Origin of the sequence: Pseudomonas sp. SJZ074 (genome assembly GCF_007828215.1) — a bacterium.
Lineage (GTDB): Bacteria > Pseudomonadota > Gammaproteobacteria > Pseudomonadales > Pseudomonadaceae > Aquipseudomonas.
Genome location: NZ_VIUE01000023.1, coordinates 21,075 through 36,118 on the forward strand (window position 1 = coordinate 21,075; position 15,044 = coordinate 36,118).

Below are 15,044 nucleotides of genomic sequence, written 5' to 3' on the forward strand. Positions count from 1 at the left end.
TATGACAATTGGATGAAAGGCCAGCATTGAGTTTTACAGGATGATTCGTGATGGCCCCCAATCGCGAGCAGGCTCGCTCCCACAAGGGTTTGCGGTGTGCGCAGAACCATTGTGGGAGCGAACCTGCTCGCGATGAGGCCGGAAAAGCCGATGAAAGGCCCGGGGCCTAGCGCCCCTTCTTCCAGAGATAAGCCCCCACCACAATCCCCATCCCACACAGGACCGCCACGTAATACGCCGGCCCCATCGGGCTCTCCTTGAGCAGCAGGCTGACGATCATCGGCGTCAGGCCGCCGAAAATCGCGTAGGCCACGTTGTAAGAGAACGACAGGCCGCTGAAGCGCACCACCGGTGGGAAGGCCTTGACCATGACGTAGGGCACCGCACCAATGGTGCCCACCAGCAGGCCCGTGAGGGCATACATCGGAAACAGCCATTGCGGATGGTCGGCCAGGTTGTGGTAGAAGGTCCAGGCACTGGCCAGCAATGCGGCGCAGCCGAAGACGAAGACCCGCCCCGCACCGAAGCGGTCCGCCAGGGCACCGGCCAGGATGCAGCCGATGCTCAGCATCACGATCGCCACGCTGTTGGATTGCAAGGCAGTGGTCGGCGCGAAATGGTAGACCGTCTGCAAGACCGTCGGGGTCATCAGGATCAGCACCACAATGGCGGCGGACAACAGCCAGGTCAGCAGCATGGAAATAACAATGGCCCCGCGGTGGTCGCGCAGCACCGCGCGCAGCGGCACTTCTTCAGCCAGGGCCTTGCGCAGCTGCAGCTCGGCAAACACCGGGGTTTCGTGGAGCCACTGGCGCAGGTACACCGAAAAGAGGCCGAACACACCGCCCAACAGGAACGGGATGCGCCAGGCATAATCCGCCACTTCCACCGGCGTATAGAGTGTGTTGATCGCAGTGGCCACCAAGGAGCCCAGCAGGATCCCCGCCGTCAGGCCCGACGTGAGGGTGCCGCAGGCATAACCGATATGGCGCCCCGGAACGTGTTCGGAGACGAACACCCAGGCCCCCGGCACTTCACCGCCAATGGCCGCGCCCTGGATTACCCGCATCAGCAACAGCAGGATCGGCGCCCACATGCCGATCTGCGCGTAGGTCGGCAACAGGCCCATGATCAGGGTCGGCACAGCCATCATGAAGATGCTCAGGGTGAACATCTTCTTGCGGCCCAGCAGGTCACCGAAGTGCGCCATGACAATACCGCCCAGGGGCCGGGCCAGATAGCCGGCGGCAAAGATGCCGAATGTCTGCATCAGACGCAGCCACTCGGGCATGTCGGCGGGGAAGAACAATTTGCCGACCACGGTGGCGAAGAATACGAAAATGATGAAATCGTAGAACTCCAGGGCACCGCCCAGGGCAGACAGCGACAAGGTCTTGTAGTCGTTGCGGGTCAGCGGACGGGCGGGTTGCGCAGGGGCTGCCGTGCTCGAAGGCGCAGTGGTCATGGCGAAGGCTTCTCTTATAGTCGGTTCTGCAACCCGGAAATCGGGGTTGGAGCGGTTCGGCACGATAGCAAATTGTTGGAAAAAGCACAGGGAGGCGCGTCATTCTCGGTCGAAATCAGAACCGGGTGGTCGTCTCGACGGCTATCGCCCGATATACTCGCTAGCTTGCGACACTCTGTAAGGGGTTGCTGTGCGAAAACGTCGTTGGTGGTGCAGAGTTTGTAGGAGAAAGACACCAGGGCCAGCCGGTTTCGCAGAGTCTCCCTTTAGCGCGCCTTTCGAAAAACGTGACGAACGCAATGTGTTCGGGCTGAATCGTTTTTTACAAAGACGGCTATTCACCTGAAGTACAAGACAGAGTTACGGGTCAGAGGCACCCCCGGCATGATAGAGCTCGAACAAGAAGATCCAATCCCGCAAGGCGACCTTGCCCTGCAAATCACCGCGCTTCCCCGCGACACCAACGGCTTCGGCGATATCTTCGGCGGCTGGCTGGTGTCTCAGATGGACCTGGCCGGCACGGCGATGGCCAGCCGGGTAGCCGGCGGGCGCGTGGCGACCGTGGCGATCGATCGCATGGCGTTCCTGGTGCCGGTAGCCGTAGGTGCACAGCTGTCGTTCTATACCCAGACCCTGGAAATCGGCCGCAGCTCGATCCAGATGATGGTCGAGGTCTGGAGCGACGACCCGCTGTCCAGTGAATGGCGCAAGGTGACCGAGGCGGTGTTCGTGTTCGTCGCCATCGACGGCAGTGGTCGCACCCGTTCGGTTCCGCCGCGCGCCCGTTAAACGCGACGGCCGTTTTGTGGTCCATTGCGGTTCCTGTTCCTGAACGAGGTTTGCAGTATGCCCACGCCCAATGTCGAAGCCGTCAAACTGGATGAACTCAATGGCTGGCGTATCCGCCACGGTCAGGCCGAGTTGCTGGTGGCCCAGCAAGGCGCGCATATCCTCAGTTATCAAGTGGATGGCCAACCGCCGCTGATCTGGCTCAACGACCAGGCGACCTTCAAGGCTGGCAAAAGCATTCGCGCCGGCGTGCCGGTGTGCTGGCCATGGTTCGGTAACCTGACACGCAACCCCGACAGCGTCCAGGCCATGCGCGTGAGCAACGAGCCGGCCACGGCCCACGGCCTGGTGCGGGCGATGGATTGGGAATTGAAAGGCATCGAGGCCGAGGGCGAAGGCCTGAAAATCGAGTTCGTACTGCCCTACCCCGAAAACGGCCTGGCGGGCTGGCCTCATCAGGTCGACCTGACGCTGACCATCGTGATGGACGCGCAACTGCACATCAGCCTCACCAGCCATAACCGCGGCAGCGAAACCGTCAGCCTCAGCCAGGCGCTGCACAGCTATTTCGCCGTGAGCGACGTGCGCAACGTGCACGTCGAAGGCGTGGCCGGATTGAACTACATCGAAACCCTGGACGATTGGAACACCGCCACTCAGGCCGGCGACCTGCACTTTGCCGGCGAGACCGACCGTGTCTATCTCGATACCCCAGCGACGCTGAGCATTGTCGACCCGCATTGGGAACGACGGATCGAACTGACCAGCAGCGGCTCACGCTCGGCGGTGATCTGGAACCCCTGGACCGAACGCGCCAAGGCCTTCAGCGACATGGCCGACGATGGCTGGCAACGCATGCTGTGCATCGAGACGGCGAACGTGATGGATGATGTGGTGACGCTGCTGCCGCAAGCCAGCCATACCCTGGGTGTGAGTATCAGGAGCAAACCGCTCTAAGCCACACTACAAAACCATTGTGGGAGCGAGCCTGCTCGCGATAGCGATCTGTCAGCCACCATTACCTTGACTGATCCACCGCTATCGCGAGCAGGCTCGCTCCCACAGGGGATTTGCGTCGGACCAACCGACGGTTACAGATCCGCCTCCTGCACCACCCGCACCTTCTCCGCGTCCAGTGCATATGCCGCGCTCGCCAGGTCGTTGTCGACCTTTTCGATTTTCAGCGTGCCGGTCACCCACAGCGGCGTGTAGATGTCGTCCAGCTTCAGGCCCTTGGGATAGCGCACCAGCACCAGTTGGTTAGGCGGCGGTGGCGGGACGTGGATGCAGGCGCCGGGGTATGGCACCAGGAAGAACAACGTACTGCGACCCTTGGCGTCGGTTTCCAACGGCACCGGGTAACCGCCTATGCGGATGTGTTTGTCGTTCATCGACGCCACGGTCTTGGTCGAATACATCACCGCCGGCAAGCCTTTGCTCTGCTTCAGGCCACCCTTGTTGGTGAAGGTGCCATTGGCTTCGGGGGAATTGTGGTCGATCTCGGGCATGGCCTCGAGGGCTTTCTGGTCCGACTTGGGCATCAGCTCGAGCCAGTCGGTTTCCGGCAGCTCGGCAGCATGGGCCAGGCCACTGCCCAGCAGAAGAAGGGTCAACACTAGACGGCGCATGAAAGGGCTCGGCAATGAGTGATGGATGGAACGCCGGGCATTCTAGCCCCCTGCGCGCGCCATGCGCAGGGGGCTTTGTCGCATTGACTCAGTTTCTTTTGATCAGGCCGTAGATCACCAGCAGCACGATCGCGCCGACCAGGGCGCCAATGAAACCGGCGCCTTGCCCGGCCTGGTAGATACCCAGAGCCTGACCGCCATAGGTGGCTGCCAGCGAACCGCCGATACCGAGCAGGATGGTCATGATCCAGCCCATGCTGTCATCGCCCGGTTTCAGGAAGCGTGCCAGCAGGCCGACGATCAAGCCGATGAAGATGGTTCCGATGATTCCCATGGCAATTCCCCTTTTGAGTGAGATCGCCAAAGCCTAGTCAGACTTTGGCACCTTGCCATGAGAGAATCCGGCCGACGAATGGTTCCAATCGTGTTGCAGATTATTGCTCGGCGATCAGCGTCTCGACCTTGATGATCTGCTGGGCCAGCGTCGCCCGGTCAGCACAACGCAGGTTGGCGTGACCAACCTTGCGCCCGGCCTTGAACGCCTTGCCATAGTGATGCAGATGGCAGTCGGCAATCGCCAGGACCTTCTCGGTATCCGGTACCTTACCGATGAAGTTCAACATCGCGCTTTCACCAACCTTGGCAGTCGAACCCAGCGGCAGGCCGGCGACCGCCCGCAGGTGGTTTTCGAACTGGCTGCACTCGGCGCCTTCGCTGGTCCAGTGCCCGGAGTTGTGCACCCGCGGCGCGATTTCGTTGGCCTTGAGACCGCCGTCCACTTCGAAGAACTCGAACGCCATCACGCCGACGTAGTCCAGTTGCTTGAGCACGCGGCTGGAATAATCTTCGGCCAGGGCCTGCAGCGGATGGTCGGTGCTGGCGACGGAGAGCTTGAGAATGCCGTCCTTGTGGGTGTTGTGCACCAACGGGTAGAAACGGATTTCACCGTCGCGGGCACGCACGGCGATCAGCGAGACTTCACCAGTAAACGGCACGAAACCTTCCAAGAGGCAGCCCACGCTGCCCAGCTCGGCGAACGTACCGGCAACGTCTTCAGGGTTGCGCAGAACTTTCTGGCCCTTGCCGTCATAACCCAGGGTGCGGGTCTTGAGCACGGCCGGCAGGCCGATGGCTGCGACGGCGGCTTCCAGGTCGGCCTGGGATTGAATGTCGGCAAAGGCCGGGGTGGGAATGCCCAGGTCCTTGAACATGTTCTTCTCGAACCAACGGTCGCGAGCAATGCGCAAGGCTTCGGCACTCGGGTAGACCGGGACGAACTGGGACAGGAAGGCAACGGTCTCGGCCGGGACGCTCTCGAACTCGAAGGTCACCAGATCGACTTCATCGGCCAGTTGGCGCAGGTGATCCTGGTCGCCGTAGTCGGCCCGCAGGTGTTCACCCAGCGCGGCGGCACAGGCGTCCGGCGCCGGGTCCAGGAAAGCGAAGTTCATCCCCAGCGGCGTACCCGCCAGGGCCAACATGCGACCCAACTGGCCGCCACCGATTACACCGATCTTCATTCGTCAACAACCTCAGGCAATGCGTGGGTCTGGATTGTCCAGGACGCTGTCTGTCTGCTCAGCGCGGAATTTTTTCAGCACGGTATGGAACTGTGGATGCTTGGCGCCCAGGATGCTCGCCGACAACAGGGCGGCGTTGATCGCACCGGCCTTGCCGATGGCCAGGGTCGCGACCGGAATGCCGGCCGGCATCTGCACGATGGACAACAGCGAATCGACGCCCGAGAGCATCGACGACTGCACCGGCACGCCCAGCACCGGCAGGTGGGTCTTGGCCGCACACATGCCTGGCAGGTGAGCCGCGCCACCGGCACCGGCGATGATCACCTCGATGCCACGGGCCTCGGCTTCTTCGGCGTACTGGAACAGCAGGTCCGGGGTGCGGTGGGCAGAGACCACTTTCACCTCATAAGGGATGCCGAGCTTTTCCAGCATATCGGCGGTGTGGCTAAGGGTGGACCAATCGGACTTGGAGCCCATGATCACGCCAACCAATGCACTCATCAATGTGCCTCTTCTCTCTGGGCGCCCGCAGGCGCGTCAAAAAACAACAAGCCACGCGGGAAACCGGCGTGGCTTGTTGTACGAATAGTGGCCGATCCGAACCGGCCGAAGGCCGCGCAGTATACCGCAATGAAGCAGATAAACAGCCCCTGTCGCGACCATCTGTCATTTGTGCCTGGACGGCGGTTTTATTGACCTCAAGGTCAATACAAGAACACCTCGGCCCCCTCTGTGGGAGCGGGCTTGCCCGCGAAAGCAGAGTATCAGTGCAGAAGGTGGTGACTGGCACGCCGCTTTCGCGAGCAAGCCCGCTCCCACATCTGGTCGGTGTTGATTCCATATGTTGTGAACGACCCAAACCCCGTGGGAGATTCTATGTTGCCTGACCCACCGCTATCGCCAGCAGGCTCGCTCCCATAGGGGATTGTGGTGGGATCAGGAGGCTGTGGCGCCCTGTGCTGCGCCGCCTTCGAGCTTGCGCCACAACAACCGCACATTGGCCTTGCGCACCAGGGCGCAGCGGTACAGGCGGATCTCCAATGGGACGTGCCATTGCCCACCGCCGCAGATCACCAGTTCGCCCCGGGCCAGTTCGGCGCGCACGCTCAGTTGCGGCACCCAGGCGATGCCCAGGCCTTCCAGGGCCATGCTTTTCAAGCTGTCGGCCATGGCCGTTTCGTAGACCGTGGTGAAACGCAGCGCCCGCTGGCGCAGCAACTGGTTCACCGAGCGACCGAGAAACGCCCCGGCGCTGTAGGCCAGCAACGGCACACTGGCCTCGCCTTCGAGGTCGAACAGCGGTTTGCCGTTGGCGTCGGCGGCGCACACCGGCAGCATTTCGGTCTGGCCCAGGTGCAACGACGGGAAGATTTCCGGATCCATCTGCATCGCCGAATCCGGGTCGTAGAACGCCAGCATCAAGTCGCAGCCACCCTCACGCAATGCATGGACGGCATCGCCGACGTTGGTCGCCACCAGGCGCGTGGCGATGTTCATGCCTTCGTTGCGCAGCTGCGCGATCCAGCGTGGGAAGAAGCCCAGGGCCAGGGAGTGCGCGGCCGCCACCTGGATCACTTCGCCCTGCCCGCCTTCCAGGTGATGCAAGTGCCGCAACACCTCGCCCAACTGCTCCACGACGGTGCGCGCCGTCACCAGAAACAACTGCCCGGCCGCCGTCAGCTCGACCGGCGTGCGGGAGCGGTTGACCAAGGTCAGCCCCAGCGCCGCTTCCAGGCTACGGATCCGCCTGCTGAACGCCGGTTGCGTGACGAAACGCCGTTCGGCCGCCTGGGAGAAGCTGCGGGTAGCCGCCAAGGCACTGAAGTCCTCAAGCCATTTGCTTTCAAGATTCATCACGTTCTCCCGAAACATGCACCAAAACAGGTCACACGTCCGCCGTACTGCCGGCGTCACATCCGCATTATGCCGAATATGCATAGGGCAGTGTTTAACAGCATTGGCCCTTATGTTTACGAGAGCCTACGATCCACAGCGTTCCGGCACAGACCGGGTCCTTATCGAGATGATTTCCATCATGTCCTCCGCTGCATCATTCCGCACAGAAAAAGACCTGCTTGGCGTACTCGAAGTACCAGCACAAGCGTATTACGGCATCCAGACCCTGCGAGCGGTGAACAACTTCCGTCTCTCGGGCGTTCCGATCTCGCATTACCCCAAGCTGGTCATCGGTCTGGCAATGGTCAAACAGGCTGCCGCTGACGCCAACCGCGAGTTGGGTCAACTCAGCGAAGCCAAGCATGCAGCCATCAGCGAAGCCTGTGCCCGTCTGATCCGCGGCGACTTCCACGAAGAATTCGTGGTGGACATGATTCAGGGCGGCGCCGGCACGTCGACCAACATGAATGCAAACGAAGTCATCGCCAACATCGCCCTGGAGGCCATGGGCCACCAGAAAGGCGAATACCAATACCTGCACCCGAACAACGACGTGAACATGGCGCAGTCTACCAACGACGCCTATCCGACCGCGATCCGCCTGGGTCTGCTGCTGGGTCACGATGCGTTGCTGGCCAGCCTCGACAGCCTGATCCAGTCGTTCGCCGCCAAGGGTGAAGAATTCAGCCACGTCCTGAAGATGGGCCGTACCCAGCTGCAGGACGCCGTGCCGATGACCCTCGGCCAGGAATTCCGTGCCTTCGCCACCACCCTGAGCGAAGACCTGGCGCGCCTGAAAACCCTGGCGCCCGAACTGCTCACCGAAGTGAACCTGGGCGGCACCGCCATCGGCACCGGCATCAACGCCGACCCGCGCTACCAGGCCCTGGCCGTGCAGCGCCTGGCAACCATCAGCGGCCAACCGCTGGTACCGGCTGCCGACCTGATCGAAGCCACGTCGGACATGGGTGCCTTCGTGCTGTTCTCCGGCATGCTCAAGCGCACCGCGGTCAAGCTGTCGAAGATTTGCAACGACCTGCGCCTGCTGTCCAGCGGGCCACGTACCGGCATCAACGAAATCAACCTGCCGGCCCGCCAGCCAGGCAGCTCGATCATGCCCGGCAAGGTCAACCCGGTAATCCCGGAAGCGGTCAACCAGGTGGCGTTCCAGATCATCGGCAACGACCTGGCCCTGACCATGGCGGCCGAAGGCGGCCAACTGCAGCTGAACGTGATGGAACCGCTGATCGCCTTCAAGATCTTCGACTCGATCCGCCTGCTGCAACGGGCCATGGACATGCTGCGCGAGCACTGCATCGTCGGCATCACCGCCAACGAAGCGCGCTGCCGCGAACTGGTCGAGCACTCGATCGGCCTGGTCACCGCCCTGAACCCGTACATCGGCTATGAAAACGCCACCCGCATCGCCCGTGTCGCCCTGGAAAGCGGCCGCGGCGTGCTGGAACTGGTGCGCGAAGAAGGCTTGCTCGACGACGCCATGCTCGACGACATCCTGCGCCCGGAAAACATGATTGCTCCGCGTCTGGTCCCGCTGAAAGCGTGATTGATGCAACCACCGCTCACCAGGTCGAGGGACTAGACACCTCTCACCTTTTGAGGGCTTGGGGATTTTTCCCCAAGCCCTTTTTTTGCCACTGCCACGGAGGCCTTATGCCGAAAACGACAACACCGGAAGAAGATCGCAGCCTTCGGCAGCTCCTTAAAGGGGCTGTCGAAGGCTGCGATTTTCGTTAATTCCAGCACGTCGTTTCGTCGCTTGCACCACAACCGTGCAGACGGGCATCGCACTGATAGGTATAGTGCCGCCCCTCTTCGCCATGTGTGGTCGTCGGTAGCGAGACTTAAACATGCGAAACCCGAACTAATAACAACCCGCGAATTGGACCGGGACGAAACCTCGCCTCACCTGTCAAGCCGTGCGCCGACGGATGTTTCGTGATGTTTCCAAATGGCCAGCATTTGCTTAAACAAAAAACAGCGAGGAATACTCATGCTCGAAGTCATCAACGACTTCCTCTCAGGGAAAGTGCTGATCCTGCTCATTGTCGGGCTCGGCGGCTACTTCACGATCCGCTCGCGTTTCGTCCAGTTCCGTCATTTCTTCCACATGTTCTCGGTATTCCGTGACAGCCTCAAAAGCAGCACCGACCAGCTCAGTTCCTTCCAGGCCCTGATGCTCAGCCTCGCCGGCCGTGTTGGCGCGGGCAACATTGCCGGTGTGGGTATTGCCGTGACCCTCGGCGGCCCCGGTGCAGTGTTCTGGATGTGGGTAACCGCGCTGGTCGGCATGTCCAGCAGCTTCTTCGAGTGCTCCCTCGGCCAGCTCTACAAGCGCTGCGACTCCGAAGGCCAGTACCGTGGCGGCCCGTCCTATTACATCCAGCACGGCCTGCAGAAACGCTGGTTGGGCATGATCATGGCCTTCCTGCTGCTGGTCACTTTCGGCTTCGCCTTCAACGGCCTGCAAGCCCACGCCGTGACTCATTCGCTGAACAACGCCTTCGGCCTCGACACCACCTACACCGGCCTGGGCCTGGCTGTGCTGCTGGGCCTGGTGTTCATCGGCGGAATCAAGCGTATCGCCAAGGTGGCCGACCTGTTGGTACCGGTCAAGACATTGGCCTACATCGCCGTGACCATCTACGTGATCGTGCTGCAGTTCGACCACGTACCAGCCATGCTGGCAACCATCGTCAAGAGCGCCTTTGGCCTGGACCAGGCGTTCGGCGGCCTGATCGGCAGCGCCATCGTCATGGGTGTCAAGCGCGGCGTCTTCGCCAACGAAGCGGGCCTGGGCAGTGCGCCTAACGTGGCCGCCGTTGCATCGGTCGAACACCCGGTCGCCCAAGGCGTGGTCCAGGCGTTCAGCGTGTTCCTGGACACCTTCGTGATCTGCACCTGCACCGCGCTGCTGATCCTGCTGTCGGGCTTCTACACCCCTGGCTTCGAAGGCGACGGCATTGCCCTGACCCAGAACTCCCTGGCCGCCGTGGTCGGTGACTGGGGCCGGATGTTCATCTCCGTGGCCCTGGCGCTGTTCGTGTTCACCTCGATCCTCTACAACTACTACCTGGGCGAAAACAACCTGCGCTTCATGCTCGGTGAAAACCGCAAGGCACTGATCGGCTATCGCGCACTGGTACTGGTGCTGATTTTCTGGGGCGCCATCGAAAACCTCAGCACTGTGTTCGCTTTCGCCGACATCACCATGACCCTGCTGGCGTTCGTGAACCTGATCGCGCTGTTCCTGCTGTTCAAGGTCGGCATGCGCATCCTGCGTGACTACGACGCCCAACGTTCGGCCGGCATCAAGGTGCCAGTGTTCGACTCCAGCAAGTTCCCGGACCTGGACCTGGACCGCAAGGCCTGGCCAGCCACCCCATCCGCACCCGCTGCCCAACCTGATGCGGTGACCGGTGTGGCCGCAGCGCAACGCTGATCGGCAAGCCTGCTGCAAAAAACCGGGCGCATCCCCTGCGCCCGGCGTGACACAGCGTAAGGTCGGCGTCATGCTCGACCTTATGTTGGGCAGCTCGACGAAGCTGCCGTTTTCGTCTTCGGAGAACGACCATGAATTCCTCGACCTACCCTGCCGCCCAGCACGTCATGGTGCTCTACACCGGCGGTACCATCGGCATGCAAGCCAGCGCCAACGGCCTCGCCCCGGCCTCCGGCTTCGAAGCCCGCATGCGCGACTATCTGCACAGCCAACCTGAACTGGTCATCCCGCAATGGCGCTTCCGGGAAATGTCGCCGCTGATCGACAGCGCCAACATGACCCCGGCCTACTGGCAGCAACTGCGCGAAGCGGTGGTCGACGCCGTGGATGTGCAGGGTTGCGACAGCGTGTTGATCCTGCACGGCACCGATACCCTGGCCTACAGCGCCGCGGCGATGAGCTTCCAGCTGTTGGGCCTGCCTGCCCGTGTCTGCTTCACCGGCTCCATGCTGCCCGCCGGCGTGACCGACAGCGATGCCTGGGAAAACCTCAGCGGCGCGCTGGTCGCCCTCGGCCAGGGCCTGGCGCCGGGCGTGCACCTTTACTTCCACGGTGAACTGCTGGCGCCGACCCGTTGTGCGAAGGTGCGCAGCTTCGGTCGCCATCCATTCAAACGCCTGGAGCGCCAGGGCGGCGCTGCCAAAGCCACGTCGCTGCCAGCGCAGCTGAATTACAACCAGGCCAGGCAATTGGCGAACGTCGCGGCGCTGCCGCTGTTCCCGGGCATCAGCGCCGACATCCTCGACGGCCTGTTGGGCAGCGGGATCCAGGGCCTGGTGCTGGAATGCTACGGCAGCGGCACCGGCCCGAGCGACAACCCGGCCTTCCTCGCCAGCCTCGCCCGAGCGCGGGACAGCGGTGTGGTGGTAGTGGCAGTGACACAATGCCATGAAGGCGGCGTCGAGCTGGACGTGTACGAGGCTGGCAGCCGTTTGCGTGGCGTCGGCGTGGTGTCCGGCGGCGGTATGACCCGCGAGGCCGCGTTCGGCAAGTTGCAGGCATTGATTGGCGCAGGGTTGCCCGTGGAAGAGGTTCGGCGCTTGGTTGAGCTGGATCTGTGTGGTGAGCTTATCTGACACCCGGCAAACCCAGTGTGGGAGAGCTTGCTCGCTCCCACATTGGGTGTTGTGTTGAACTTCCGATTTTCATCCGGCATACAACTTGCTCTTATTTCCAGCCTCCCCAGGCTGGAAACGAACATGCTTCATTCCCACCTCACCACCCTCAACGCCGTCTCTCTGGTGCTCAACGCCTTCAAGAATGAAGGGTTGCCCAGTGACGCGTTGCTGGCCGGCAGCGGCATCAGCGCGGCGGACCTGAGCCGGGCCGACACACGTATCACCACCAACCAGGAAATGCAGGTCTGCGCCAACGCCGTGGCTCTCAAGCGCGACATTGGCCTGGAGTTGGGGTGCAGCATGCACGTTTCGTCCTACGGCATCCTCGGCTACGCCCTGCTCACCAGTGCCACCTTAGGTGACGCCTTGCAGCTGGCGCTGCGCTATCCGGCGCTATTGGGAACACTCTTCGAGCTGAACCTGGAGGAAGACGACGAGGCGGTCTGGCTCAGCGCCAGCGATTATCGGGAGAACCCGGCTCTGGCCGCGTTCAACGCCGAGTTCTGCATGGTCTCGCTAAAGGTCACCTGCAACGACCTGCTCGGCCACCCGCTGCCCTTGCGCGCGGCGCGCTTCGAACACCCGGCACCGGATTACCATGCCTGCTACGGAGCACATTTCGATTGTCCGGTGCGTTTCGATGCCGTCGACAACGCCTTTGCCTTCGACCGCCACTGGCTCGACCACCCGCTGCCCCTGGCCGACCCCATCACCCACCACACCATGGTCGAACGTTGCCGCAAGCAGAACATCGAATTCACCGGCCGCCAGGCCTGGCTGGGCCGCATCCGCCAACTGCTCGCCGCCCAACTCGACGCCGCTCCCGGCCTGGAAGGCCTGGCCGAACAAATGAACTGCTCCGCCCGCACGTTACGCCGCCACCTCAAAGATTCGGGTTGCAGCTACCAGGAACTGCTGGACGACCTGCGCTTCGAACGGGCCAAACAGATGCTCTGCGAGGATCAAATCCCCATCCACCGCATCGCCGAACTGCTGGGCTTCAGCGAAACCGCCAGCTTCCGCCACGCCTTCGTCCGCTGGAGCGGCGTGGCGCCAAGCCAGTTCAAGTCGTGAGCCCATACCTGGCTTTTATCTCCTGAAGGGATTTAGCGAAACGTCGCACCGCCCCGCTGGGCTGCGTAGCAGCCGCAACCAAGCCATCGCAACGCGCCAGTAAATGCATAATGGGCCAACGACTCTTGACCAATTAGGATGCTCGTCCTACTCTCAGTTCCATCGATTAGGTCAACCGTCCTAACCTCAACCAATGGAGGCTGGGCAAGGTAATAGGGATACAGTTGGATGGCTGAAATCACAACCCGTGAGCGTATCGTTGCAGAGGCAGACCGGCTGTTCTATGAGAACGGTTATGAACATACCTCTTTCGCAGACATCGCCAACGCCGTCGGCATCTCTCGTGGCAACTTTTATTACCACTTCAAAAGCAAGGACGAGATTCTGGATGCCGTTATCGCGGAACGCCTTCTGAGCACTTCACACATGCTTAAGGCTTGGGAGGCAGAAAGCGCCTCACCCTCCGAGCGCATCAAAAGCTTCATCTTCATCGTCGTCACGAACCAAGCCCAGATCATTCACCATGGTTGCCCGGTTGGCACCCTCTGCAGCGAGCTGGCCAAGCTTGGCCACCCGGCGCTGCCGCAGTCCAAACAACTCTTTGCCTTGTTCCGTACCTGGTTGCGCCAGCAGTTTCTTCTATTGGGGCACGGGCCAAACGCGGATTCGTTGGCAATGCACGTATTGGCGTTCAGCCAGGGCGTGGCGTTGCTTGCGCATTCGTTTCACGACGAGCATTTCGTCAAGCTAGAAGCCGAGCGCATGAGTGCATGGCTCGACAGCATCACCGGCGTGGCACGGGCTTCGATCCAATAACCCAGCAATCTTTGGAAGGACCACCAATGTTTGTCGTATTCCTACGATTTTCAGCCGGACGCGATCTGGCGGGTCAGTTGATGCAAGCCCATAAGGACTGGCTGCAATGCGGTTTTGACGCCGGAGTCTTTATCATGGCCGGAAGCCTTGAGCCACAAGCCGGAGGAATGATCCTGGCAAGCGGAATCACACTGGCCCAACTTGAAGATCGCATCAGCGGTGACCCCTTCGTGATGCAAGATGTCGTGCAGGCAGAAATTGTCGAGGTGAAGCCATCGAAGGCCGATCCGCGCTTGGCGTTTTTGCTGGCCAGTACAGGGAGCTGACGCCATGGAAGCGACGATCATTGGGCTTGATGGGCAACGCCGGTGCCGCTGGTGCGCAGCCGCGCCGGAATTTCTTCAATACCACGATACCGAGTGGGGGTTTCCCGTAGCTGACGATAGACGCCTGTTCGAAAAAATCAGTCTTGAGGGATTCCAGTCCGGCCTTAGCTGGCGCACGATCCTGGCCAAGCGGGATAACTTTCGTGCCGCCTTTGATGGCTTCGACTTCGTCCGGGTCGCTCAGTACAACGACAGCGATGTAGAGCGTCTGCTTCAGGACGCTGGCATCGTTCGCCATCGCGGCAAGATCGAAGCTGTCATCAACAATGCCCGTCGTGCCTGCGAGCTCGTCGAAACGGAAGGCTCGTTGGCTTCCTTTTTTTGGCGCTACGCCCCTCAGGTTGCGAACCCGATTGAACCTCAGACCGCCTCGACGTCTGTCGAGTCGGTCGCGCTATCGAAAGAGCTGAAAAAACGAGGCTGGAAGTTCGTTGGGCCTACGACCGTTTATGCGTTCATGCAGGCAATGGGATTGTTGAACGACCATGCAACTGAATGCGTTATCAGGACACGAGTCGAACATGCACGGCGGGGCATCGAACAACCTTAGGTATTCCTGAAACCAGGCAGCCTAGCTTCAATCGAATCGATGCCTACCTACTGGCAGACTCCATCAGTCAACCTGCGACGGGACAAGCTTGCTCGCCACACATTGCAACCATTTCCAGCCCGAGTCGCATGTCCGACCGCCAGCCTTTCGCCAGACTACCCAACCTTGCGCCTTTGCCTACAACTACGCCAGAATCCACCCGCTTGTGCGCCTTGTATCCAGGCCCTATCGTTTCCCTGCCACTGCCCATCAGTGGTCGGGTTTAGTAGCCCAGGAAGT

Annotated in this window: 15 protein-coding genes; 9 read left to right on the forward strand and 6 right to left on the reverse strand. The window is 61.3% G+C overall.

Translation table 11 applies throughout. From position 1 onward, the window contains the following. Nucleotides 1-166: 166 nt before the first annotated feature. Nucleotides 167-1,465 carry an MFS transporter gene (locus FBX99_RS21170; protein ID WP_144929012.1) on the reverse strand — a complete coding sequence of 433 codons (1,299 nt, stop codon included), beginning with the start codon at nt 1,463-1,465 and terminating at the stop codon, nt 167-169. A 384-nt stretch (nt 1,466-1,849) separates the two neighbouring features. On the opposite strand from FBX99_RS21170, the gene FBX99_RS21175 reads away from it, so the two are divergent. Together FBX99_RS21175 and FBX99_RS21180 are read left to right on the forward strand one after the other, a co-directional pair. After that, a complete protein-coding gene (locus FBX99_RS21175) occupies nt 1,850-2,254 on the forward strand; it encodes an acyl-CoA thioesterase (RefSeq protein WP_024777863.1) in 405 nt (134 codons plus the stop codon). Nucleotides 2,255-2,311: 57 nt separating this feature from the next. Next, a complete protein-coding gene (locus FBX99_RS21180; protein ID WP_144929010.1) occupies nt 2,312-3,211 on the forward strand; it encodes a D-hexose-6-phosphate mutarotase in 900 nt (299 codons plus the stop codon). Nucleotides 3,212-3,345: 134 nt separating this feature from the next. Here the strand turns inward: FBX99_RS21180 and FBX99_RS21185 are convergent, their stop codons facing one another. From FBX99_RS21185 to FBX99_RS21205, 5 genes are all read right to left on the reverse strand, one after another. Further along, complete coding sequence (locus tag FBX99_RS21185) at nt 3,346-3,882, reverse strand: DUF3299 domain-containing protein (RefSeq protein ID WP_144929008.1); 537 nt, start codon at nt 3,880-3,882, stop codon at nt 3,346-3,348. An 88-nt stretch (nt 3,883-3,970) separates the two neighbouring features. Continuing rightward, entirely contained in the window at nt 3,971-4,216 is a 246-nt protein-coding gene (locus FBX99_RS21190) for a GlsB/YeaQ/YmgE family stress response membrane protein (RefSeq protein WP_003187057.1), read from the reverse strand. Between the two features lie 100 nt (nt 4,217-4,316). Further along, nucleotides 4,317-5,402 carry a 5-(carboxyamino)imidazole ribonucleotide synthase gene (locus FBX99_RS21195; protein WP_144929006.1) on the reverse strand — a complete coding sequence of 362 codons (1,086 nt, stop codon included), beginning with the start codon at nt 5,400-5,402 and terminating at the stop codon, nt 4,317-4,319. Nucleotides 5,403-5,414: 12 nt separating this feature from the next. Beyond that, nucleotides 5,415-5,906, reverse strand: coding sequence for a 5-(carboxyamino)imidazole ribonucleotide mutase (purE, locus tag FBX99_RS21200; RefSeq protein WP_003196369.1), 492 nt, complete (start codon nt 5,904-5,906; stop codon nt 5,415-5,417). 435 nt (nt 5,907-6,341) lie between these two features. Then, a complete protein-coding gene (locus FBX99_RS21205; RefSeq protein WP_144929004.1) occupies nt 6,342-7,259 on the reverse strand; it encodes a LysR substrate-binding domain-containing protein in 918 nt (305 codons plus the stop codon). A 181-nt stretch (nt 7,260-7,440) separates the two neighbouring features. Here FBX99_RS21205 and aspA point away from each other — a divergent pair, with 181 nt between their 5' ends. The 7 genes from aspA (at nt 7,441) to FBX99_RS21240 (ending at nt 14,765) form a co-directional block, all read left to right on the forward strand. Next, the gene (gene aspA, locus FBX99_RS21210) at nt 7,441-8,865 is read left to right on the forward strand and encodes an aspartate ammonia-lyase (protein ID WP_047704176.1); all 1,425 of its coding nucleotides are present in this window, start codon (nt 7,441-7,443) and stop codon (nt 8,863-8,865) included. 447 nt (nt 8,866-9,312) lie between these two features. Beyond that, nucleotides 9,313-10,761 carry a sodium:alanine symporter family protein gene (locus tag FBX99_RS21215; protein ID WP_144929002.1) on the forward strand — a complete coding sequence of 483 codons (1,449 nt, stop codon included), beginning with the start codon at nt 9,313-9,315 and terminating at the stop codon, nt 10,759-10,761. 131 nt (nt 10,762-10,892) lie between these two features. Beyond that, entirely contained in the window at nt 10,893-11,897 is a 1,005-nt protein-coding gene (locus FBX99_RS21220) for an asparaginase (protein ID WP_145132778.1), read from the forward strand. Between the two features lie 123 nt (nt 11,898-12,020). Then, complete coding sequence (locus FBX99_RS21225) at nt 12,021-13,013, forward strand: AraC family transcriptional regulator (protein WP_144928998.1); 993 nt, start codon at nt 12,021-12,023, stop codon at nt 13,011-13,013. A 228-nt stretch (nt 13,014-13,241) separates the two neighbouring features. Next, nucleotides 13,242-13,829, forward strand: coding sequence for a TetR/AcrR family transcriptional regulator (locus FBX99_RS21230; RefSeq protein WP_144928996.1), 588 nt, complete (start codon nt 13,242-13,244; stop codon nt 13,827-13,829). Nucleotides 13,830-13,855: 26 nt separating this feature from the next. Next, nucleotides 13,856-14,155: a YciI family protein gene (locus FBX99_RS21235; protein ID WP_144928994.1), complete on the forward strand. Its 300-nt coding sequence runs from the start codon at nt 13,856-13,858 to the stop codon at nt 14,153-14,155. A 4-nt stretch (nt 14,156-14,159) separates the two neighbouring features. Next, complete coding sequence (locus FBX99_RS21240; RefSeq protein WP_144928992.1) at nt 14,160-14,765, forward strand: DNA-3-methyladenine glycosylase I; 606 nt, start codon at nt 14,160-14,162, stop codon at nt 14,763-14,765. Nucleotides 14,766-15,044 lie beyond the last annotated feature (279 nt).